This window comes from Kutzneria sp. NPDC052558, assembly GCF_044547355.1.
GTDB lineage: Bacteria > Actinomycetota > Actinomycetes > Mycobacteriales > Pseudonocardiaceae > Kutzneria.
Genome location: NZ_JBIUAG010000056.1, coordinates 1 through 22407, shown reverse-complemented (window position 1 = coordinate 22407; position 22407 = coordinate 1). Strand labels below are relative to the sequence as shown.

20 protein-coding genes are annotated in these 22407 nt (G+C 70.7%); 15 read left to right on the top strand and 5 right to left on the bottom strand.

The features are described 5' to 3' along the window. Positions 1 to 12 precede the first annotated feature (12 nt). The 3 genes from mutM (at position 13) to ACIG5F_RS47430 (ending at position 2061) form a co-directional block, all read left to right on the top strand. Positions 13 to 879 (top strand): bifunctional DNA-formamidopyrimidine glycosylase/DNA-(apurinic or apyrimidinic site) lyase, encoded by an 867-nt coding sequence (gene mutM, locus ACIG5F_RS47440; protein ID WP_396526960.1) that lies wholly within the window; start codon positions 13 to 15, stop codon positions 877 to 879. Between the two features lie 154 nt (positions 880 to 1033). Next, positions 1034 to 1354, top strand: a complete 321-nt coding sequence (locus tag ACIG5F_RS47435; protein ID WP_396526959.1) for a PadR family transcriptional regulator — start codon at positions 1034 to 1036, stop codon at positions 1352 to 1354. A gap of 5 nt (positions 1355 to 1359) precedes the next feature. Continuing rightward, positions 1360 to 2061: an HAAS signaling domain-containing protein gene (locus ACIG5F_RS47430; RefSeq protein WP_396526958.1), complete on the top strand. Its 702-nt coding sequence runs from the start codon at positions 1360 to 1362 to the stop codon at positions 2059 to 2061. Here the strand turns inward: ACIG5F_RS47430 and ACIG5F_RS47425 are convergent. Then, entirely contained in the window at positions 2043 to 2543 is a 501-nt protein-coding gene (locus ACIG5F_RS47425; RefSeq protein ID WP_396526957.1) for a MarR family winged helix-turn-helix transcriptional regulator, read from the bottom strand. The two genes, ACIG5F_RS47430 and ACIG5F_RS47425, sit on opposite strands and share 19 nt — an antisense overlap. Before the next feature lie 505 nt (positions 2544 to 3048). Between ACIG5F_RS47425 and kdpF the strand changes: the two genes are divergently transcribed. The 6 genes from kdpF to ACIG5F_RS47395 are packed head-to-tail and all read left to right on the top strand — an operon-like array spanning position 3049 to position 10864. After that, the gene (gene kdpF, locus ACIG5F_RS47420) at positions 3049 to 3150 is read left to right on the top strand and encodes a K(+)-transporting ATPase subunit F (protein WP_043722762.1); all 102 of its coding nucleotides are present in this window, start codon (positions 3049 to 3051) and stop codon (positions 3148 to 3150) included. Further along, positions 3150 to 4811, top strand: coding sequence for a potassium-transporting ATPase subunit KdpA (gene kdpA, locus ACIG5F_RS47415; RefSeq protein WP_396526956.1), 1662 nt, complete (start codon positions 3150 to 3152; stop codon positions 4809 to 4811). Before kdpF ends, kdpA begins: the two co-directional genes overlap by 1 nt. Further along, positions 4808 to 6913, top strand: a complete 2106-nt coding sequence (gene kdpB, locus ACIG5F_RS47410; RefSeq protein ID WP_396526955.1) for a potassium-transporting ATPase subunit KdpB — start codon at positions 4808 to 4810, stop codon at positions 6911 to 6913. Before kdpA ends, kdpB begins: the two co-directional genes overlap by 4 nt. A gap of 6 nt (positions 6914 to 6919) precedes the next feature. Then, positions 6920 to 7561, top strand: coding sequence for a K(+)-transporting ATPase subunit C (kdpC, locus tag ACIG5F_RS47405; RefSeq protein ID WP_396526954.1), 642 nt, complete (start codon positions 6920 to 6922; stop codon positions 7559 to 7561). Between the two features lie 19 nt (positions 7562 to 7580). Further along, positions 7581 to 10184 (top strand): DUF4118 domain-containing protein, encoded by a 2604-nt coding sequence (locus ACIG5F_RS47400; protein WP_396526953.1) that lies wholly within the window; start codon positions 7581 to 7583, stop codon positions 10182 to 10184. After that, positions 10181 to 10864 (top strand): response regulator, encoded by a 684-nt coding sequence (locus tag ACIG5F_RS47395; protein ID WP_396526952.1) that lies wholly within the window; start codon positions 10181 to 10183, stop codon positions 10862 to 10864. Before ACIG5F_RS47400 ends, ACIG5F_RS47395 begins: the two co-directional genes overlap by 4 nt. A 4-nt stretch (positions 10865 to 10868) precedes the next feature. Here the strand turns inward: ACIG5F_RS47395 and ACIG5F_RS47390 are convergent, their stop codons facing one another. Then, positions 10869 to 11486, bottom strand: a complete 618-nt coding sequence (locus tag ACIG5F_RS47390; protein WP_396526951.1) for an NYN domain-containing protein — start codon at positions 11484 to 11486, stop codon at positions 10869 to 10871. Between the two features lie 458 nt (positions 11487 to 11944). On the opposite strand from ACIG5F_RS47390, the gene ACIG5F_RS47385 reads away from it, so the two are divergent. Beyond that, positions 11945 to 12175, top strand: a complete 231-nt coding sequence (locus ACIG5F_RS47385) for a hypothetical protein (protein ID WP_396526950.1) — start codon at positions 11945 to 11947, stop codon at positions 12173 to 12175. A gap of 141 nt (positions 12176 to 12316) precedes the next feature. Next, on the top strand, positions 12317 to 12925 hold the full coding sequence (locus ACIG5F_RS47380) for a phosphate signaling complex PhoU family protein (protein WP_396526949.1): 609 nt from the start codon (positions 12317 to 12319) through the stop codon (positions 12923 to 12925). Here the strand turns inward: ACIG5F_RS47380 and ACIG5F_RS47375 are convergent, their stop codons facing one another. Then, positions 12926 to 13438, bottom strand: a complete 513-nt coding sequence (locus ACIG5F_RS47375) for a hypothetical protein (protein WP_396526948.1) — start codon at positions 13436 to 13438, stop codon at positions 12926 to 12928. It abuts the gene before it with no gap. Between the two features lie 179 nt (positions 13439 to 13617). Continuing rightward, complete coding sequence (locus tag ACIG5F_RS47370; protein WP_396526947.1) at positions 13618 to 14361, bottom strand: CAP domain-containing protein; 744 nt, start codon at positions 14359 to 14361, stop codon at positions 13618 to 13620. A 110-nt stretch (positions 14362 to 14471) separates the two neighbouring features. Here ACIG5F_RS47370 and ACIG5F_RS47365 point away from each other — a divergent pair, with 110 nt between their 5' ends. From ACIG5F_RS47365 to ACIG5F_RS47355, 3 genes are all read left to right on the top strand, one after another. Further along, positions 14472 to 14762 carry an acylphosphatase gene (locus ACIG5F_RS47365; RefSeq protein WP_396526946.1) on the top strand — a complete coding sequence of 97 codons (291 nt, stop codon included), beginning with the start codon at positions 14472 to 14474 and terminating at the stop codon, positions 14760 to 14762. A 33-nt stretch (positions 14763 to 14795) separates the two neighbouring features. Next, a complete protein-coding gene (locus ACIG5F_RS47360; RefSeq protein ID WP_116178414.1) occupies positions 14796 to 15314 on the top strand; it encodes a sigma-70 family RNA polymerase sigma factor in 519 nt (172 codons plus the stop codon). Between the two features lie 68 nt (positions 15315 to 15382). Then, a complete protein-coding gene (locus ACIG5F_RS47355) occupies positions 15383 to 16207 on the top strand; it encodes a hypothetical protein (RefSeq protein ID WP_396526945.1) in 825 nt (274 codons plus the stop codon). Positions 16208 to 16307: 100 nt separating this feature from the next. On the opposite strand, the gene ACIG5F_RS47350 is transcribed toward ACIG5F_RS47355, so the two are convergent. Further along, on the bottom strand, positions 16308 to 18227 hold the full coding sequence (locus ACIG5F_RS47350; RefSeq protein WP_396526944.1) for an N-acetylmuramoyl-L-alanine amidase: 1920 nt from the start codon (positions 18225 to 18227) through the stop codon (positions 16308 to 16310). Positions 18228 to 18423: 196 nt separating this feature from the next. Between ACIG5F_RS47350 and smc the strand changes: the two genes are divergently transcribed. Then, positions 18424 to 22122 carry a chromosome segregation protein SMC gene (gene smc, locus ACIG5F_RS47345; RefSeq protein WP_396526943.1) on the top strand — a complete coding sequence of 1233 codons (3699 nt, stop codon included), beginning with the start codon at positions 18424 to 18426 and terminating at the stop codon, positions 22120 to 22122. Positions 22123 to 22407: the final 285 nt, after the last annotated feature.

Here is a 22407-nt window from a genome sequence, read left to right as displayed (position 1 = left end):
AAGGGGACAACCATGCCGGAGCTGCCCGAGGTCGAGGTCGTCCGCCGCGGACTGGACACGCACGTCACCGGCCGGCGGATCACCGCCGTCGAGGTGCTGCACCCGCGGGCCACCCGCCGGCACGAGCTGGGGCCGGTGGACTTCGCCGACCGGCTGGCCGGCCGGCACGTGGTCGCCGCGCGCCGCCGGGGCAAGTACCTGTGGCTGGAGCTGGACGGGGCCGAGGCGATCCTGGCCCACCTGGGCATGAGCGGGCAGATGCTGGTGCAGCCCGAGGACGCCGCCGACGAGAAGCACCTGCGGGTCCGGCTGCGCTTCGACGACGGCGGGCCCGAGCTGCGCTTCGTCGACCAGCGCACCTTCGGCGGGCTGGCCATGGCCGACCTGGTCGAGGTGGACGGGGCCGCGCTGCCGGTGCCGGTCGCGCACATCGCCCGGGACCCGATGGACCCCGCCTTCGACCCCGACGCCGCCGTGACGGCGTTGCGGCGCAAGCGAACCGGCGTGAAGCGGGCCCTGCTCGACCAGACCCTGGTGTCCGGTGTGGGCAACATCTACGCCGACGAGTCCTTGTGGCGCACCAGGTTGCACTGGGCCCGGCCCACCGAGCGGCTGACCCGCGCCCAGGCCGGCGCGCTGCTGGCCGCCGCCTCCGAGGTGATGACCGAGGCCTTGGCCGCCGGTGGCACCTCCTTCGACGCCTTGTACGTCAACGTGAACGGCCAGTCCGGCTACTTCGACCGGGCGCTGGCGGTGTACGGCCAGGAGGGCAAGGCCTGCCGCCGCTGCGGCAGCGTCATCCGCCGCGACCCCTTCATGAACCGCTCCTCCTACTCCTGCCCGCGCTGCCAACCCATCCCGAAGAACCCTCACATCTAACCCCTCCTCAAGTGTAGGAAGGGGGCTTTCCTCCACTTGGAGTGGAGGAAAGCCCCCTTCCAAGCGTGGGAGTGGGCCCCTAGGGGGAATCCCGGGTTGTGCGGTAGTGCGCATTGCGGAATAGTGTGGCCAGCGCATCACCGGGAGGTTCGGGGTGGACACCAGCCAGCTGCTCAAGGGCGTCCTGGACCTGGCGGTCCTGGCCGTGCTCCGGGAGGAGGACGGCTACGGCTACGACGTGCTCAGACGGCTGCGGGCCAGCGGTCTGGACGAGGTGGCCGACGCCTCCGTGTACGGCACGCTGCGCCGGCTCTACAAGGCCGACCTGCTCACCTCCTACGTCGTGCCGAGCGAGGAGGGCCCGCACCGCAAGTACTACCGCGTCAGCGAATCGGGACGCGTTCGACTGGAGGAGTCGTGCAGGACGTGGCGGACGTTCGCGAAGACGATGGATCAACTACTGAGCGCTTCCTGACCAGGATGCGGGCCGCCCTGTCCGACCTGCCCCAGGCCGAGGTGGACGAGCTGCTGGAGGACACCGAGGAGCACGTCCGGGAGCTGGCCCGGGAGCACGGCGAGGACCAGTTGGAGCTGCGCCTTGGCCCGCCCGAGGCCTACGCGGCCGAGCTGCGCTCGGCGGCCGGCTACCCGCCGCCGCCCCAGCCGGACGAGCCGACCCGGCAGATCAAGCAGCCCCGCAGCGACGGCGTCGAGACGCTGGCCCTGATCGGCCTGATCGTCACCACGGCCAGCGCGCTGCTGTTCGGGGCCTCGCTGCGCAGCTACCACACCACGCCGTTCTTCCTGCTCACCGGCCTGGTCGGGCTGGCGGTCTCGCTGCCGATGCTGACCCGCGGCAAGGAGGGCGTGGACGCGGTGGCGCAGCTGCCGACGGTCCGGGCCCTCACGCCGTACCTGACGCCGGACGAGTCGACGCTGACCGGCAAGGTGCTGGCCTACGTCTACAGCCTGCAACCGGCCTGGTGGCTGCTGCGGGTGCTGCCGGTGGTGGCGCTCGCCCGCGGCGGCGCGATCGGGCTGGTGGTGCTGGGCGTGCCGGCGGCGATCATCTCGATCATGGTCGGGCATTACAGCCGGACCGACCGCCGGCTGCTGTGGCTGGTGGTGCCGGCCAACGCGCTGGTCGCCTCGGTCGGGCTGTACTACGTGGCCGGGTTCTGATCCGGCGACGGGTGCTGCCGGGCGAACCGGGACGCGGTCTGGTCGGCGAAGCGCAGGCCGGACAGGCGGTCCAGCAGCGGCTGGACCGCCAGCACCTGGGCCGCCTCCTCGGGGTCCAGCTCGCCCAGCCGCTGGGCGAAGACCTCGGCCTCGCCGTGCGCCAGCGTGATGATGGTGTCCCGGCCGAGGTCGGTCAGCGTCACCTGGATCGCCCGCCGGTCGGACGGGTCCGGCTCGCGGACCACCAGGCCCATCGTCTCCAGGGTGCTGACCATCGTGGTGGCGGTCGGCTGCGAGCACGGCACCTGCGCGGCCAGCTCGCCGACCCGCATCGGGCCGCTCTGCAACAGCTGGGACAGCACGATCAGCTGGGTCGGGTAGAGCCCGGTCGGCGCGGCCTGCCGGATGGTGCGCATCAGCCGGTGCAGGGAGATCAGCAGCTGGAGCGACTGCTGCTGGCTCACCTGGTGCTCGGTGGTCACGGCAGGCCTCCAGAAACCGGTCACATCGGACCGCCAGGATAGCCCGCCGCCGTGAGACGCCTTCCCCGTGCGCGAGGGGAGGAGTTGGTCTACCCGATCAGCTTCCGGCGGGGCTGGGACGACCGCTGACCGTTCCGACGCCGACACTCTCGGTGACGGTCTTGACGCCGATAACGGCCTGGTCACGACGGTGAGCCGCGGCCGCACGGGGTGAACGGCCGGTCAACTGGTCACGCTCCGCGTACTTGTCGCCCGATCGGGTGGAGAGCTGGCTCACCGGTCGCGTCAATTTCGCGTCAATGCCGCGTAGGGGGACGTCAAGACACCGTCAGGCGGCCTCGCCCGGGCTGAGCGCGGATGCACGCTTCTGGCGATCGCGGCCGCCGTCGGGGTGGCCGCAGGGGTGAGGGGAGCGGCGCGTCATGGCCGACCTGGCCTACGCCGTGCTGGTCATCGGCGTCTTCGGAGTGCTCGCGCTCATGGTGCGTGGATTGGAGCGGCTGTGATGGACGGCGCCGGTCTGGTGGCGAACGTCCTCGGTGGCGTGCTCGCCCTGCTGTTGCTGGTCTACCTGTTCGTCGCCCTGATCAAGCCGGAGAAATTCTGATGTCGGACACTGTTGCCGGCCTGCTTCAGGTCGCGCTGCTGATAGCCGCGCTCGCGGCGGTCTACAAGCCGCTGGGCGACTACATGGCCCGCGCCTACCTCAGCGCCAAGCACTGGCGGGTGGAACGCGCGCTGTACAAGGCGGTGCGCGTCGACGCGGACTCCGACCAGCGCTGGAGCACCTACGCCTACGGCGTGATCGGCTTCTCCTTCGTCTCGGTCGTGGTGCTGTATCTGCTGCAGCGCCTGCAGACCGTGCTGCCGCTGGGCCTGGGCCGGCCGGAGATCACCCCGGCCACCGCCTTCAACACCGCGGTCTCCTTCGTCACCAACACCAACTGGCAGTCCTACGTGCCGGAGCAGGCCTTCGGCCACCTGGTGCAGATGGCCGGCCTGACCGTGCAGAACTTCGTGTCGGCGGCGATCGGCATCTGCGTCGCGGTCGCCCTGATCCGCGGCTTCATGCGGGCCGGCATCGACCGGATCGGCAACCTGTGGGTCGACCTGACCCGCACGGTGATCCGGATCCTGCTGCCGCTGTCGTTCGTGTTCGCGATCGTCCTCATCGGACTCGGCGTGGTCGACAGCCTGTCCGGCGGCATCACGGTCACCGCGATCGACGGCAGCCAGCACACCATCGCCCTGGCCCCGGCGGCCAGTCAGGAGGCGATCAAGGAACTGGGCACCAACGGCGGCGGCATCTTCAACGCCAACTCGGCCCACCCCTTCGAGAACCCCAACGCCTGGACCAACATCATCGAGATCTTCCTGGAGCTGGTCATCCCGGTCGCGCTGACCCGCACCTTCGGCGTGATGGTGGCCGACAAGAAGCAGGGCTACACCATCCTGTCGGTGATGACGTTCCTGTGGGGCGGCATGCTCGCGGTGATCTGGTGGGCCGAGGCGCACCCCAACGGCCCGGCGGCCCTGCTGGCCGGCGGAGCCATGGAGGGCAAGGAAACCCGGTTCGGCATCCCCGGTTCGGCCCTGTTCGCCGACTCGACCACCGGCACTTCGACCGGCGCCGTCAACGCGGCCCACGACAGCCTCTCCGGCCTGGGCGGCGGCGGCGCGATGCTGAACATGCTGTTCAGCGAGATCTCGCCCGGCGGCACCGGCACCGGCATCTACAGCATCCTGGTGTTCGCCGTCGTCGCGGTGTTCCTGGCCGGCCTGATGGTCGGGCGCACGCCCGAGTACCTGGGCAAGAAGCTGGGGCGCAAGGAAGTCACCATGGCGTCGATCGCCATGCTGGCCATGCCGACCCTGGTGCTGGTGCTGGCCGGCATCGCCGCGGTGCTGCCCGCCACCGCCTCGGCGCTGACCAACAGCGGGGCGCACGGCCTGTCCGAGATCCTCTACGCCTACGCCTCGGCGTCCAACAACAACGGCAGCGCCTTCGGCGGCCTGACCGTGACCAGCGACTGGTTCCAGTCCACCCTGGGCGTGGCCATGGTGCTCGGCCGGTTCATCCCGATCCTGGCCGTGCTCTGCCTCGCCGGCGGCCTGGCCGCCCAGAAGAAGATCCCGCCCTCGGCCGGCACGCTGCCCACCAGCGGACCGCTGTTCGCGTCCATGGTCGGCGGCACCGTGCTCCTCGTCGCCGCGCTGACCTTCGTGCCCGCGCTGGCCCTCGGTCCCATCGCGGAGGCCATGTCATGAGCATCACCACCGAAAAGTCGCAGCGTCGCGTGGAGGAGGTGGACCGCCACCACGCGGAGAACGCGGGTCGCAAGCTCCAGGCCGGGGCCTTCAACCCGCGGCAGCTGGTCGGCTCGCTGCCGGACGCGCTGCGCAAGCTGAACCCGCGCCACCAGATGAAGAACCCGGTCATGTTCGTGGTCTGGGTCGGGTCGGCGCTGTCCACGGTCTTCGCCGCCACCTTTCCCACGGTGTTCTCCATCGTGGCCACGCTGTGGCTGTGGTTCACCGTGCTGTTCGCCAACCTGGCCGAGGCGGTGGCCGAGGGCCGGGGCAAGGCGCAGGCGGAGTCGTTGCGCCGCACCAAGAAGGAGTCGGTCGCCCGGCGGTTGCGGGAGGACGGCTCCGAGGAACGCGTTCCTGGCACGGAACTGACCATCGGCGACCTGGTGGTCGTCGAGGCGGGCGAGGTCATTCCCGGCGACGGCGACGTCATCGAAGGCATTGCCACGGTTGACGAGTCGGCCATCACCGGCGAGTCGGCCCCGGTGATCCGGGAGTCCGGCGGCGACCGCTCGGCGGTCACCGGCGGCACCACGGTGCTGTCCGACCGGATCGTCGTGAAGATCACGACCAAGCCGGGCGAGTCCTTTGTGGACCGAATGATCGCGTTGGTGGAAGGCGCTTCCCGGCAGAAGACGCCCAACGAGATCGCGCTGACCATCCTGCTCGCGGTGCTGACGATCATCTTCCTGCTCGCGGTCGTCGCGTTGCAGCCGATGGCCATCTACTCCGGCAGCCCGCAGTCGGTGATCGTGCTGACCGCGCTGCTGGTGTGCCTGATCCCGACGACGATCGGCGCGCTGCTGTCGGCCATCGGCATCGCCGGCATGGACCGGCTGGTGCAGCGCAACGTGCTGGCCATGTCCGGCCGCGCGGTCGAGGCCGCCGGCGACGTGGACACGCTGCTGCTGGACAAGACCGGCACCATCACCTTCGGCAACCGGCGGGCCACCGAGCTGATCCCGGTCGGAACGTCCACAAGGGACGACCTGGCCGCCGCGGCCCGGCTGTCCAGCCTGGCCGACGGCACGCCCGAGGGCCGCAGCATCGTCGAACTGTGCACGAAGGACTTCGGCCTGCCGGCCGAGCCCGACAACGCCGAGAAGTCGGCCGAGTTCGTCCCGTTCACCGCGCAGACCCGGATGTCCGGCATCGACATCGACGGCCGCCAGGTGCGCAAGGGCGCGGCCAGCTCGGTGCGGGCCTGGGTGCTTGAGCACAACGGCCAGGTGCCCGACCAGGTGCACGAGGTCGTCGACCAGATCAGCCAGGACGGCGGCACGCCGCTGGTCTGCGCCGAGCTCTCCGGCGGAGTCGCGGTGGTGCGCGGGGTGATCCGACTGTCCGATGTGGTCAAGCCGGGCATGAAGGAGCGTTTCGACGAGCTGCGGGCCATGGGCATCAAGACGGTGATGATCACCGGCGACAACCCGCTGACCGCGCGGGCCATCGCCGCCGAGGCCGGGGTGGACGACTTCCTGGCCGAGGCCAAGCCCGAGGACAAGATGGCCCTGATCCGCAAGGAGCAGGAGGGCGGCAAGCTGGTCGCGATGACCGGCGACGGCACCAACGACGCGCCCGCGCTGGCCCAGGCCGACGTCGGCGTGGCCATGAACACCGGCACGTCGGCCGCCAAGGAGGCCGGCAACATGGTCGACCTCGACTCGGACCCGACCAAGCTGATCGAGATCGTGGAGATCGGCAAGCAGTTGCTGATCACCAGGGGCGCGCTGACCACCTTCAGCATCGCCAACGACCTGGCCAAGTACTTCGCCATCCTGCCGGCCATGTTCGCGGCCATCTACCCGGGCCTGGGGCGGCTGAACATCATGCACCTGGCCACGCCGACCTCGGCCATCCTGTCCGCGGTCATCTTCAACGCGCTGATCATCGTGCTGCTGATCCCGCTGGCCCTGCGGGGCGTGCGCTACCGGCCGTCCAGCGCGTCCAGCCTGCTGCGCCGCAACCTGCTGATCTACGGCGTCGGCGGCATCATCACGCCGTTCATCGGCATCTGGCTCATCGACCTCGTGATCCGTCTCATCCCTGGAATCGGGTGACCCGCCATGCGTTCAGGACTGCTCAAGCAGACCGCGGCCGGACTGCGGATGGTGATCCTGCTGACCCTGCTGCTGGGGATCGTCTATCCCCTCGCGGTGTGGGGAGTCGGCCAGATCCCGGGGCTGTCGGCGCAGGCCAACGGCTCCATCGTCCAGGTCGACGGCCAGCCGGTCGGCTCCTCGCTGATCGGGCTGAACCCGGTGGCCAAGGACCCGGACAACGACCCGTACTTCCACACCCGGCCCTCGGCCACCGCGTCGGACTTCTCGGCCACCGACAACACCAAGCTCGGCCTGGCCGACAACGACGCGGCCACCTCGGCCCCGTCCAACCTGTCGGCCGACAACCCCGTGCTGGTGGCCCAGATCAAGGCGCGCAAGGAGGAGATCGCCAAGCGCGAGGGCGTGTCGGTGGACCAGGTGCCCACCGACGCCGTGACCGCGTCGGCCTCGGGGCTGGACCCGTCGATCAGCCCGGCCTACGCGAAGCTCCAGATCGCCAGGGTGGCCAAGGTGAACGGGCTGTCGGCAGACCAGGTGACGAAGATCGTCGACGACAACACCAGCGGACGGGCCGCCGGCTTCCTCGGCGAGCCGGGAGTGAACGTGCTGGCGCTGAACCTGGCCGTGCAGGCAGCGAAGCGCTGATCAGGGCAGACTGAGCCACGTGCAACCGGAGAAACCGCGGCGCGGCGAGCTGCGCATCTACCTCGGGGCGGCGCCGGGGGTCGGCAAGACCTTCGCGATGCTCGGAGAGGCGCGCCGCCGCGCCGACCGCGGCACCGACGTGGTCGTCGGGCTCGTCGAGACGCACGGCCGCGAGAAGACCGCGCAGCTGGTCGAGGGCCTGGAGATCGTGCCGCGCCAGCACCTGACCCACCGGGGCCTCGAGTTCGAGGAGATGGACGTCGACGCGATCCTGGCCCGCAAGCCCGAGGTCGCGCTGGTCGACGAGCTGGCCCACACCAACGTGCCCGGCTCGCGCAACGAGAAGCGCTGGCAGGACATCGAGGAGCTGCTCGACGCCGGCGTCGACGTGCTGTCCACGGTCAACGTGCAGCACCTCGAAAGCCTCAACGACGTGGTCGAGCGGATCACCGGGGTGCCCCAGCACGAGACCGTGCCCGACCAGTTCGTGCGCTCGGCCGAGCAGATCGAGCTGGTCGACATCACGCCCGAGGCGCTGCGCCGCCGGCTCGCCCACGGCAACGTCTACCCGGCCCGCAAGATCGACGCCGCGCTCGGCAACTACTTCCGGGTCGGCAACCTCACCGCGCTGCGCGAACTGGCGCTGCTGTGGGTGGCCGACCAGGTCGACGTGGCGTTGCAGCGGTACCGGTCCGAACAGAAGATCACCGAGACCTGGGAGACCCGGGAACGGGTGGTGGCAGCCATCACCGCCGGGCCGGAGAGCGAGACGCTGATCCGGCGGGCCCGGCGCATCGCCACCAGGGCCGGGGCCGAACTGCTCGTGCTGCACATCCTGCGCGGCGACGGGCTGCGTGGCGCGCCCGCCGACAAGGTGGCCAAGTACCGGCGGCTGGCCGACGACATGGGGGCGACCTTCCACACCGTGGTCGGCGACGACGTGCCGACCGCGTTGATGGACTTCGCCCGCGGCGTGAACGCCACTCAGCTGGTGCTGGGCACCTCCCGGCGGTCGCGGGTGGCGCGGCTGTTCGAGGAGGGCATCGGCGCGACGGTCGTGCAGGAGTCCGGGCCGATCGACGTGCACATGGTCACCCACAGCGAGGCCAAGCGGGCCTTCAAGTGGAAGCTCGGCCGCAGCCCGCTGGCCCCGCAGCGCAAGATCATGGGCTGGGCCCTGTCGCTGCTGCTGCCGGCCGTGGCCACCGGCATCGGCGTGCTGCTGCACGGCACCATCACCGTGTCCACCGACACCGTGGACTACTTCCTGGCCACGGTCATCGTCGCGCTGGTCGGCGGCGTCGGGCCGGCCGTGGTCGCCGCCGCGCTGTCGGCCGGGCTGCTCAACTTCTTCTTCACGCCGCCGCTGTACTCGCTGACCGTCGCCGACGGCGAGAACGTGATCACCCTCATCGCCATGGTGGTCGTCGCGGTGATGGTGGCGCTGGTGGTGGACCGGGCCGCGCGGCGGGCTGAGCAGGCGGCGCGGGCCCGCACCGAGGCCGCGCTGCTGGCCTCGTACGCGCGGACCGTGCTCACCAGCCCGTACCCGTTGGTGCGGCTGCTGGAGAAGGTCCGCGAGAACTTCGGGCTCACCTCCGTGGCGCTGCTGGAGCACAAGCACGGCAAGTGGGAACGGGTCGCCTGCGTCGGGCCGAAGCCGTGCGACGATCCCGATGAGGCCGATGTGGACGTTCCCGTGACACCCGAGGTGCACCTGGCATTGCGGGGCCGAGCGCTGGAGGCCGCCGACCGCCGCGCCCTGGAAGCCGCCGCGGGTCAGGCCCTGTTGGCGTTGCGGCAGCAGCGAATGGCCGCGCAGACCGCCGACGCCCAGCGCCGGGCCGAGACCACCGAGTTGCGGACCGCGCTGCTGTCCGCCGTCGGGCACGATCTGCGTACGCCGTTGACCTCGATCAAGGCCGCCGCCGGCAGCCTCCGCGACCCGGAGCTGCATCTGTCCGAAGAGGACACCGGCGAACTCCTGGCCACCGTGGAGGAATCGGCCGACCGGCTGGCCGGGCTGGTGGACAACCTGCTCGACTCCTCCCGGCTGGCCACCGGGGCCGTGCAGCCCCAGCTGCGGGCCGTGGCGTACTACGAGATCGTGGCGCTGGCCCTGTCCGGCCTCGACGACCGCCGCAAGGTGCTGGTCGACGTGGACGAGCGGCTGCCGCTGGTGCTGGCCGACCCCGGCTTGCTCGAACGGGTGATCGCGAACGTGATCGACAACGCCTTGCGCCACGGCAGGCCGGGGAGCAGCGTGAACGGCGAGCCCGTGGTCGAGGTCCGGGCCAGCACGCACGCCGCGCAGGTCGAACTGCGCGTGGTCGACCGGGGCCGGGGACTGCCCAAGGGGACCGGCGACGCGCTGTTCCAGCCGTTCCAGCGGCTGGGGGACCGCGACGCGACCAGCGGGGTCGGACTGGGGTTGAGCGTGGCGAAGGGATTCACCGAGGCGATGGGCGGCACGATAGCCGCCGAGGACACGCCGGGTGGCGGCCTCACCGTGGTGATCTCGTTGCCGGCCAAGGAGGAACACGTGACTGAGCTTGCGAGGCCACCATTGAGCACAGCGACCTCGGTCGCGGATGCGACGAGCGCCGGCGAGGAGGGTCTGTGACCAAGGTGCTGGTAGTCGACGACGAGCCGCAGATCGTGCGGGCCCTGCGGATCAACCTGTCCGCCCGGGGGTACCAGGTCCTGACCGCCCACGACGGCGCCAGCGCCCTGCGCGCCGCCGCCGAGACCAAGCCCGACGTCGTCGTGCTCGACCTGGGCCTGCCCGACCTGGACGGCACCGACGTCATCGCCGGCCTGCGCGGCTGGACCACCGTGCCCATCCTCGTGCTCTCGGCCCGCACCGACTCCTCCGACAAGGTCGAGGCCCTCGACGCCGGGGCCGACGACTACGTCACCAAGCCCTTCGGCATGGACGAGCTCCTGGCCCGCCTGCGCGCCGCCGTCCGTCGCTCCGCCACCTCCGCCGCCGACGGCGAGCAGGCCGTCGTCGAAACCGCGTCGTTCACCGTCGACCTGGCCGCCAAGAAGGTCCACCGCGACGGCCAGGAGGTGCACCTCACCCCCACCGAGTGGGGAGTCCTCGAGGTCCTCGTCCGCAACCGCGGCCGTCTCGTCGCGCAGAAACAGCTCCTCCAGGACGTCTGGGGCCCCCAGTACGCGACCGAGTCCCACTACCTGCGGGTCTACCTGGCCCAGCTGCGCCGCAAGCTCGAACCCGAGCCCTCCCGCCCCCGCCACCTGCTCACCGAACCCGGCATGGGCTACCGCTTCGAAAGCTGACCCCTCACCGCCACTTGACCGGCCGCCGGTAGGAACGGCCGCTGACCGGATCGACCACGTCGTCAGGAAGCAACGAGTTGCGGATGTGCTCGGCCGGCAACGTGAAGGCGCCACGGATCAGCGACCGGACTTCGAAGGAGCTGCGCGCCGGCGGAAAGACGGCGATCATGCCTCGGCGCGTGCCGAGACTCCGGGCCATGCGGATCGCCGGACAGAGGTCGCTGTCGGCGGACACGACAAGCGCGATGTCGGACGTCTGGGCCGCGGTGTCGGCGACGATCGAGACCGCGATGTTGACGTCGGTCTCCTTCTCCTCGTACTTGATCCGTTGGTGTCCGCAGTTCTGGCAGACGAAGTCCGAGCGGGTGTAGCGCCCCAACACGATGTCGATCTTCGCGCCGCTGTGGGCCTTGAGGGCGTTGAGGTAGTTCTGCTGCCGGAGGATCGCCGGATCGTCGTCGAGCACGAGGGCGGTGAAGTACCTGATCAGCACGATCTCGTCGTTGGGGCGCAGGCGCTGGATGAGATGTTCCAGATTCAGCCAGAGATAGCGATGGCGGTACTTGGCACGCAGGCCGTGGTACAGGTTGAAGCCGTCGATGTAAGCGATGACGCGAGCCACTGAACGTCCTAGTTTGTGTGACCGTGGAGGGGGTGTGTATGCTTGCCATACCCCGTCAACCGGTAACAGGGTTGACCCGACGGCCCCGCAAGGGGCCGTCTTGTTTTTCTGGGGTTCCATGCGGCCATCGGCCTGCGTGATGCGTCGAGTGTACGCCCTGTGCTCGTTCGAGCACCGTCCGCTACCTACCGCCGAACGGAGCCCCGGGCTCCCGCAGTGACGCCGGATGGGCGATCGACAGCGGACGGTCATGTAGTTGACCGGGGTACGACCTTTACAAATGGTGACAACTTGTCCCGATTGATGACACAACATCACCCGTTTGGACGCAAAGTGCGCGGATAGAGTGCGTAACAACTGCGGTGCGTACATCTATGTTCTACGTGATCGTGCGAGAGGTGCGGCTACCCCCAGGATCCCGGCCGCGACGACCAGCCTCTCGCAGGGAGGAGTTGGCCATGAGCTCACCAGAGGGCCACGAGGTGTCCTGTCTCGGGTTCGGCAAGAAGCGCCGGGCCCTGCGCGTGTGGTCTGCTGGCGACAAGGTGGTGCTGCAGGCGCCGCCGGGCGAGGTCGCGTTCCTCTCCGAGGAGGAGGTCGACCTGGTCATCTCCGCTCTGCTGGAGGCCCGCAAGGCGGCCAGGCAGACCGGCGCCCAGTGGATCGCCAACAGCGGCGGAGCCGCGTGAAGATTCATCACCCGTTCCGGTGATGAGCTAGGCCCGGGCCGGCCGTCCGCCAGCGGTCGGCCCGGCACTGCGCGTTCAGGTCGCGTCAGGGTTGTGCGCTGCGGCGTCCCATTCCGTTTACGCGCGCCTACCCTCGGTCGGGTGGGCAAGGTCAAGCACCGTCGGCTCGACCAGTTGGCCGACCTGTGCCGCCAGGTCGGAGAGGCCATGCAACGCGCCAGCGTGGCGCTGTTGGACGCCGATCTGGCGCTGGCCGAGAAGGTCATCACGGGCGACGCGGCGCTGGCCCGGTCCCGGGCCGCGTGCGAGGAACAGCTGCTGGCCGCCACCGATCTGCGAGTGGTGCTCGCGGCCGTGCACGCCGTGGACACGGTGGAGCGCATGGGGGATCTTGCGCTGCACATCGCCCGCGCGGCCCGGCGGCGTCACCCGGGGCACGTGTTGCCGGACGAGCTGCGCCCGCCGTTCGCGGACATGGGCCAGCTGGCCATCACCCTGGCCAACACCGCGGAGCAGGTGATCCGCACCGGCGACCCGGAACTGGTCGACTTCTTGGACGCCAGCGACGACGTGATGGACGACCTGCACCGCGCGGTGTTCACGGCGGTCACCCGCGAGGACTGGCCGCACGGCGTCGCCGTCGCGGTCGACGCCACCGTGCTCAGCCAGAACTACGAGCGTTTCGCCGACCACGCGGTCTCGCTGGCCCGCCGCACAAGCCTGTTCGCCCGCAGCGAGTTCGCGGCCTGATCAGCCCGCAGACTTGCTGGTCGTCGTGTCGGCGGTGGTCGTCGTCGTTGAGGTCGTCGTGGTGGTGGTCGTCGGTGTCGTCTCGTGCGTGGGCGAGGTCGGGCTGTTGCCGCCGTCGGTCGGGGTGATCGGCCCGGTGCCCTCGGGCGGGTTACTGCCGCCCTGGTTCGGCGTCGTCGTGGTCGTCTTCGACGCGCTGGTGGTGCTGGTCTTGGGCTTGGACGAGCTGGTGCTCGACGAGCTGGTGCTGGTGTCGCCGCCGCCGGCGGTGGCGCCGTCCGTGTCGGACGTGCCCGTCGACCCGCCGAACTGCTGCGAGGCCGGGTCCACGTTCTGGTGCGGGGACGACTGGGCGGGACCGCCCTGGCCGGCCGCCATCGCGGCCACCGAGGCGAACGCCGTCGCCACCACGACCCCGGCCGCGGCCATCAGAACCTTGGCCGACTGCCGCGGCGCGCCACTCCGCTTGGGTGGGCTCAGCAAAGCCCTCTCGGGTGGGCTCAGCTCGCTCACGCCGCCTCCTTCGTCGGCCGCGCGAGCGCCGCTACTGTGCTTGATGGTTCGCTCGCAAGCTCGCTCACGTGATCTCCTCGTTACCGCCCCGGCGAGAGAATACGGGTCGTGTCGGCTGCGGTGAAAAGCACTCAGTACGGGCGTCACGCGTTCCGGTGACAAAACGGGAGGGCATGCGGCTACCTGCCGAAGTCCTGCACCCAGTACCACCCCTTGGTGGTCACGCCGACTCCGATGGTGGCAAAACTGCAGTCCAGGATGTTGCGGCGGTGGCCGTCGGAGTGCATCCAGCCGTCCATCACCGCGTCCGCGCTGGTGTAGCCCTCGGCGATGTTCTCGCCGCCGGGGCTGGGGTAGCCGGCCTTTTCCTCGCGGTCAACGAAGGTGCGGCCGTCCTGCGAGGTGTGCGAGAAGTAGTTGTTCTTGGCCATGTCGTCGCTGTGGCCCTGGGCGGCCTGGTCGAGGCGCTTGTCCTCGGTCAGCGGCTGGCAGCCGGCGGCGGCCCGCTCCTTGTTCACCAGCGCCACCACCTGGGCGGCCGCGCTGGTGTCCACCGGCGGCGGCTTGCCGACGGTCGTGGTCGGGAGCGCGATGGTGGTGCTGCTCGGCGGCTCCGACGTGGTCGTGGTGGTGCTGGTCGCCGTGGTCGTGCTGGTGGCCGTGGTGGTCGGCGAGGCCGAGCTGGTGTCCACGGGCGCGCCGGCGGTCGAGGTGGCCAGGCGGTTGTTCAGCTCGTGGCCGGCGGCGCTGCCCAGCTGCTGCGTCGCCGCGGGCGCCGGGTTGAGCGGGCTCGACTCGCCGAGGAGCACGCCGGTCAGGGTCGCGGGCCCGACGGCGACCGACGCGCCACCGGCGCACACGGCGCCGAGGGTCAGTCCGACGAGCATGCCGGCGGTGGCCGGTCGTCTGCTTCGGGGGCTCACGGCGCGCGACCGTACCACTAATGGGTGACACACGGGCGGGCGAACGGGGTACAACGCCCTTGCTGCCCCCTTCCGGGCAGGTGGGAGGGCATGCGCGCGATCATTGCCAGATGACGGATTTCGACGGGCCGGCGGTCCGCCTCACCGCCTGGGTGCACGGTCGCGTGCAGGGCGTCGGCTTCCGCTGGTGGACCCGCAGCCGGGCGCTGGAGCTCGGACTGGACGGCGCGGCCACCAACCTGGCCGACGGCCGCGTGCAGGTGGTGGCCGAGGGAACCCGGTCTGCCTGCGAGAAGTTGCTCGCCGCGTTGAACTCCGATGCCACTCCTGGACGTGTGCAGTTGGTCGTCGAGCGATGGTCGGAGGCCAGGGGTGTCCAAAAAGGTTTTGAAGAACGCTGAACCGCCGGCGACCCGGCCCCGTATTGAACGTTCGTGGGTCAGAGCGCGAAGCGTAGTGACGAGTTGGCACGGCAGCTGTACGGCCGCTACCGGCGGCCGCTACTGGGCTACGTGCTCAGGGCGGTGCGCGGCGATTACCAGTACGCCGAGGACATCGTGCAGGAGACGTTGCTGCGCGCATGGAAGCACTCCGACTCCTTGGAACCCGAGCAGGCCGGCCCGTGGCTGTACACGGTCGCGCGCAACCTCATCATCTCTGGTCACCGCCGCAAGGAGGCCAGAGCTCCTGAGGTTCCGCTGGAGACCGATGAGCTCCCCTCGGGCTCCGACGAACTGGATCACGTATTGCAGGCCTGGCAGATTGCCGAGGCGATGCGGTCGCTCAGTCATGACCATCGCCAGGTCATCGTGGAGCTGTACTACTGCCGTCGGACCGTGTCCGAGGCTGCAACCGTGCTGGGCGTCCCCGCGGGCACGGTCAAGTCGCGCTGCTTCTACGCGTTGCGCGCGCTTCGGGGAGCGTTGGAGGAGCGGGGGGTGACCGAGCTATGAGTTGCCAGCACTCAGTATCCCTTGGCGTCTACGTGCTTGGCTCCCTCGAACCGGGGGAGCGCTCGCAGATGGAGCGCCATCTCGCCGGGTGTCCGTTCTGCCAGCAGGAACTGGTGCGGTTCTCGCCGCTGCCGGGCCTGCTGGGGCGGATCTCCTTGGCCGACTTGGAGGACATCGACGGGTTCGACCTGGACCCGAGTTCACTGGGGCCACCGGGCGATCCCGGTCTGCCCGAGCACCCGTCCATGCCGCTGCCCCGGCCGCGGCCGACGAACCCCAGCCGCATGCCGGACATGGGCCGGATGCCGGACCCGAACCTGGGCCGGCATCTGGTGCCGCCGGTGCCGGAGCAGCCCCGGCCGCCGCAGCGGCCCGCTGAGTCGCTGCGCTCGGCCCCGCAGCGGCCGGAACCGCCGGCGCCGCCGTCGGGTCCGGCGTCCAAGGGCCCGGCCAGCCGGCGTCGCAAGGAGACCGACCGCCGCACCAGCCGGCGCAACTTCTTCACCATGGCCGCGATTCTGGTGGCGGCGGTGGCGGTGAGCGCGGTGTTCGTGCAGCGCTCGCTGACCAGCACGCCGGTGGCCGAGCAGCCGACCTCGGTGTGGACGGCCACCGACCAGACCAGCAAGGTGGCGGCCAGCGCCGACCTGCTGACCAAGGCGTGGGGCACCCAGATCAACCTCAAGGTGTCCAACCTGCCGGCCGGTCAGGTGTGCCAGCTGTTGGTGCACAACAAGAACGGCCAGACCCAGAGCGCCGGCTGGTGGCGCAACGGGACCGAGACCGAGAGCACGGTGCCGGCGGCAACCTCGTTCAACCTGGCCGACATCGACCGGATGGACGTGGTCACCGTGGACCAGAAGTTCCTGGTGGACCTGACCCCGAAAGCCTGACGGGGCAAAGGGAAACAGCCGGCCTCAGCCAGAGGCCGGCTGTTCCTTCGCCACGCGTCCCGCGCGGGGCGATTGTCGCCCCTTGGCTGGGTTTCCCGGCCTACAGCGCCGGCTTCAACTGCACGTCGTCGGCGTTGACGAACTCGACGCGGTGCCCGTACTGGATCTCGTAGTAGCGCGTCTTGCCGTTGACCGGCTTGGTGTTCACGGTGCCGGTGGGGTCGTACACCGTGGCCAGGTACTGCGACGGGGCCAGGCCGCCGTACACGTAGCTCTGGCCCGCGTCCAGGGTGTAGGGCTGCGGCACGATGGCCTGCGGCGTCGTCCCGGGCGGATAGGCCGAGGCCTCGGGATAGGCGCGACCGTAGATCGGCACGGATGCCTTGCCCGGCTTGGGAGTCACGACCAGGCCGGCGGCGAACACCGCGTCCTTGGCGTGGAACCAGCCCTTCTGGCCGAGGTACCAGATGGCGATCCAGCCGCCCTTGCGGTCGGCGATGGCGTACTGCTGCCCCTCGGACACCCGGCTGCCGACGTCGTTGACGTCCATGGTCTGCGGCGCGCCGTTGGGGTGCAGGCCGAGGTCGGTCAGCAGCGGCGAGGTGTCACTGGGCTGCGAGTGCAGCACGACCTCGCTGGAACCCCTTGCCGGGCAAGGCGTTCCGCGCGTGACGCAGCCGGTGAACGGCACGTTGTTGGTGGCCATGTCGGGGTGGATGGTCAGCATGCCGAACGGCGGCGCGGGCAGCGGGACCGGCTGCGGCGCGCCCAGCAGCGTGAAGTAGTGGTCCCAGTCCCAGTAGGGGCCGGGATCGGTGTGCTGCGTGGGAATGAACGGCGGCGTGATGCCCGGCACGTTGTCGTGGCCGAGAATGTGCTGGCGGTCCAACGGGATCTGGTACTTGGCGGCCAGGTAGCGCACCAGCGTGGCCGACGCGCGGTACATCGCCTCGGTGTACCAGCCGGACTGGGCCAGGAAACCCTCGTGCTCGATGCCGATGGACCGGGTGTTGATGTACCAGTTGGCCGCGTGCCAGGCCACGTCCTTGGCCAGCACGTGCTGGGCGATGTGCCCGTCCTGGGACCGGATCGTGTAGTTCCAGCTGACGTACTTGGGGTCCTGGATCAGGTTGAGCGTGGTGTCCCAGGTCGCCTCGGTGTCGTGGATGACGATGTAGTCGATCTTCTGCGACGCCGGGCGGTCGGAGGTGTCGTGGTTGCCGTAGTCGTCGGGGGTGGGGCCGTACTGGGCGTAGGCGGCCGGATCCAGCTCGCAGGACAGGCCGCGCGGGCACTCGACGCCGGTGGAATCGGTCGGCGTCAGGTGCAGGCCGGCCAGCTGAGCGGTGTTCGGCTTGACCGAGGCGTCGGCACGCAGCGTGACCAGCTGACCATCATCTGTGGTGCGGGTCACACCCTGTCGGATGGTCTGGAAGACCTCGTCGGCGAAGTCGGCCGCCGAGCGGCTGTCGGTCGCGCCGCTGTACTTCGCCACAGCCGCGTACCAGTCGCCGGTGTTGGCGCTGTGCTGTTGCTGATACGAGGCGAGCAGGGCCGCGCCGGCCCGGATGTTCTGGCGGACGTCGCCGCGTACCGCGGCCGTCGTGGTGCCGGCCAACTGCGCGGCCTGCTGGGCCGTCTGGAGTGCCGCCGCCGGCACGCCAGCCGGCGCGGGGACCGTGTGTTGGGGCAAGGGGCGGCTGTCGTCGCCGCGGGCGTCCTCGCCGTCGAACTCGGCGCTCGGCGCGGAGGCGCTGGCGGTGGCGGTGGCGAAGTCGGTGAGGTGCATGGGGCCGTAGCCGGCGGCCACGCTGGGCGTGCCGCCGTAGGTGTTCCACTGCGACTCCATGTACGACACGCCGAGCAGCACCTCGGCCGGCACGCCGAACTCGGCGGCGGCCGAGTCGTAGGCCTGCTGTCGGTCGGAGAGGGGGGCGGGGGCCGCGGAGGCCGGGCCGGCCAACGGCAGCAGCAGCGCTATGCTGGCGGCCGCCGCCACCGCGGCGGGGGTTCTGGGCATGCGGGATTCTCCCTGGGTAGCCGGGACACCGCATACCGTGACGCCGAGCGTCGCGGGCGTCAAGAAATTACCGAAAATTGCGCCGTGCCAGTTTGTTTTTCACCATTCGGCCCAGCGTGCGACTGGTCCGCCCGCCCGCCGGGTACCCTCGGCCGATAACCCGGCCGGAGCAACCCACCGACGAAGGCTTACCGACGTGCACCTGAAAAGCCTGACGCTGAAGGGCTTCAAGTCCTTCGCCTCGGCCACGACGCTGCGCTTCGAGCCGGGCATCACCTGTGTGGTCGGCCCCAACGGGTCCGGCAAGTCCAACGTGCTGGACGCGCTGCGCTGGGTGATGGGCGAGGGCAGCGCCAAGGGTTTGCGCGGCGGCAAGATGGAGGACGTCATCTTCGCCGGCACCGCTGGCCGCGCCCCGCTCGGCCGGGCCGAGGTGACGCTCACGATCGACAACGCCGACGGCGCGCTGCCGATCGAGTACACCGAGGTGTCGATCACCCGCCGCATGTTCCGCGAAGGCGCCACCGAGTACGAGATCAACGGCAACTCCTGCCGTCTGCTGGACATCCAGGAGCTGCTGTCCGACTCCGGCATCGGCCGCGAGATGCACGTCATCGTCGGCCAGGGCCAGCTGTCGGCCATCCTGGAGTCCAAGCCCGAGGAGCGCCGCGCCTTCGTCGAGGAGGCGGCCGGCGTCCTCAAACACCGCAAGCGCAAGGAGAAGGCGCTCCGCAAGCTGGACGCCATGCAGGCCAACCTGACCCGGTTGACCGACCTCACCGCCGAGCTCCGCCGCCAGCTCAAGCCGTTGGGCAAGCAGGCCGAGATCGCCCGCAAGGCCCAGGCCGTGCAGGCCGACCTGCGCGACTCCCGGCTGCGCCTGCACGCCGACGACCTGGTCACCCAGCGCGGCGACCTGCACCGTGACGAGGCCGACGAGGCGGCGGCGCGGGCCCGGCGCACCGAGGTCGAGCAGCTGGTGCAGCAGGCGTCGGCCAAGCAGTCCGAGCTGGAGCAGCTGGTCGCCGAGGACGCGCCGATCCTCCAGCAGGCGCAGGAGACCTGGTACCGGCTGTCCGCGCTGGAGGAGCGGCTGCGCGGCACGGTGCGGCTGGCCATGGAGCGCGCCCGGCACCTGTCGGCCGCGCCGGAGGCCTCCCGCGGCGGGCGTGACCCCGAGGAGCTGGAGGCCGAGGCCGAGCAGACCGCGGAGCGGGAGGCGGAGCTCAACGAGGCCGTCACCGAGGCCCGGATCGTGCTGGCCGAGAGCAACGAGCGGCGGGCCGAGCTGGAGCGCATGGTCACCGCCGCCGAGAAGGCCCACCTGGCCGCGGTCCGGCTGATCGCCGACCGGCGCGAGGGCCTGGCCCGGCTCACCGGCCAGGTGGAAGCGTTGCGCAGCAAGAACAACGCGTCCGCCGAGGAGATCGAGCGGCTGTCCACCTCGCTGGCCGAGGCCGGCGAGCGGGCCGAGATCGCCCGGGTCGAGCTGGCCGAGGAGCAGGAGGTCACCGGCACCGAGGACGAGGGCGACGCCGGGGTCGAGGAGCGGCACGCCCAGGCCGTCGAGGCCGAGAAGGCCGCTCGGCTGCGGGTCGAGGAGCTGGTCAAGGCCGAGCGGACGGCCGACAAGGAGATCTCGTCCTGGAAGGCCCGGGTCGACGCGCTGTCGCTGGGACTCACCCGCAAGGACGGGGCGGGCGCGCTGCTGGCCGCCGGCGACCGGCTGCCGGGTCTGCTGGGCTCCGTCGCCGCGCTGCTGACCGTCGAGGCCGGCGCCGAGGTGGCGCTGGCGGCGGCGCTGGGCCCGGTGGCCGACGCCATCGCTGTGGGCGGCGGTTCGGACGCCGTCGCCGCGCTGGAGCTGCTGCGGACTTCCGACGCCGGCCGCGCCGGGCTGCTGATCGGCGCCGGGGGACCGGTGCCGGACCGCTCGACGTGGCCGATGCTGCCGCCGGGTGCGCGCTGGGCCGTGGATCTCGTACGGGCCCCCGAGGCGCTGCGGCCGGCCGTGGAACGGGCCCTGGAGAAGCTGGCCGTCGTCGACGACCTCGCCGCCGCGCGGCAGCTGGTCGCCATGGGGCTGCGCGCCGCCACCCGTGAAGGCGATGTGCTCGGCACCGACTGGGCCATCGGCGGCTCGGGACGGGCGCAGAGCACCATCGAGGTGCAGGCCGCCGTCGACGAGGCGCAGGACAAGCTGGCTGCCGCCGAGCGGGCGCTGGAGCACGCCAGCGCCGCGCTGGCCGGGGCCCGTGCCGAGCAGCAGACCCGGCGCAACGAGGCCGGCGAGCTGAAGGAGCAGCTCAACGAGGCCAAGGTGCGGCGGGCCCGGTCCGGCGAGCGGATCAACCGTCTCAAGGCGGCCGTCCGGTCGGCCGAAGCCGAGGTGGAGCGGATCAGCGCCCAGCGGGTCAAGCTGGAGCAGGCCCGTGAGGACGCCGTCGGCAAACTGGCCGAGCTGGAGGAGCGGCTCGCGGCCGTGCAGGAAGAGGCGGTCGAGGAGGAGCCCGACACCGCCGAGCGGGACGAGGCCGCCAACCAGCTCAACCACGCCCGGCAGGCCGAGATGGACGCCCGGCTGTCGCTGCGTACCGCCGAGGAGCGGGCGCGGGCGTTGCAGGGCAAGGCCGAGCAGCTGCGCCGAGCCGCCCGCGCCGAGCGGGAAGCGCGCGAACGGGCCGAGCGGGCCCGGGCCGCGCGGGTGCGCGGGGCTGCCGTCGCCAACGCCGTCGTCTCCGGCGGTGAGACCGCGCTCCAGCGGATCGCCTCCTCGCTGCACCGCGCCGCCGCCGACCGGGACGCCGCCCAGGCCCGCCGCGCCGACCGCGAAGCGGCGCTGGGCACCGTGCGCGGGCGGGTCCGGGAGCTGACCACCGAGCTGGAGAAGCTGACCGACGCCGTGCACCGCGACGAGGTCGTGCGGGCCGAGCAGCGGCTGCGGCTGGAGCAGCTGGAGACCAAGATCGCCGACGAGTACGGCATCGGCCTCGACGACCTCGTCGCCGAGTACGGGCCGGACGTGCCGGTGCCGCCCACGCCGACCGAGCTCGCCGAGTACGAGGCGGCCAAAGAGCAGGGCGAGCAGGTCACCGCGCCGCAGCCCATGCCGTACAACCGGGACGTGCAGGCCCGGCGGGCCAAGCGGGCCGAACGGGACCTGGCCCAGCTGGGCAAGGTCAACCCGCTGGCCCTGGAGGAGTTCGCCGCGCTGGAGGAGCGCTACAAGTTCCTGTCCACCCAGCTGGAGGACCTCAAGGCCACCCGGCGCGACCTGCTGACCGTGGTCAAGGAGGTCGACGACAAGATCCTCGAGGTCTTCACCGAGGCCTACTGGGACGTCGCCCGCGAGTTCGAGACCGTGTTCAAGGTCCTGTTCCCCGGCGGCGAGGGCAAGCTCGTGCTCACCGAGCCCGACGACATGCTCACCACCGGCATCGAGCTGGAGGCCCGGCCGCCCGGCAAGAAGGTCAAGCGCCTGTCCCTGCTCTCCGGCGGCGAGAAGTCCCTCGCGGCCGTCGCCATGCTGGTCGCCATCTTCCGGGCCCGCCCGTCGCCCTTCTACGTCATGGACGAGGTCGAGGCGGCCCTGGACGACACCAACCTGCGCCGGCTGATCTCCCTGTTCGAGCAGCTGCGGGAGAAGTCCCAGCTGCTGATCATCACCCACCAGAAGCCCACCATGGAGATCGCCGACGCGTTGTACGGCGTCTCCATGCGCGGCGACGGCATCAGCGCGGTGATCTCGCAGCGGCTGCGCGGCGGCAAGGTCGAGAAGGCTCCCGTCACCGCTCCGGAGCCTGACGCCCCGGCTGCTGAGGAAGTCGTGCTCGGCGACGCCGCCCCGAACGGCGCCGAGGCTGCGGATGTCGTTGAGCCCGAGTCTGAGGCCTAACCCGCCGAAGACCGAAACATATGGGCCCCCTGTCCCGGCAGAGTGGTTTGGTGGGTGTGGTTGTGCTTCTTGTGCCCGCGCCGCGCGGTTGCCGGAGGTGGAGTTTGCAGTTGAGGGGTGGCGGGTTGTTGTCTGTTTGAGGGGTGAGGGGCCGTTATCCAGGCGACTCCGGGTGGATTTTGCGCGGAGGCCTCTGCTTGTGTTTTAACCCTTCTTTCGTTTCTTGCCCTTCCTGGAGGCTGCGGTGGTCCTCTTCCCCGGGGTGTAACGCCTGGCCCGACGCGT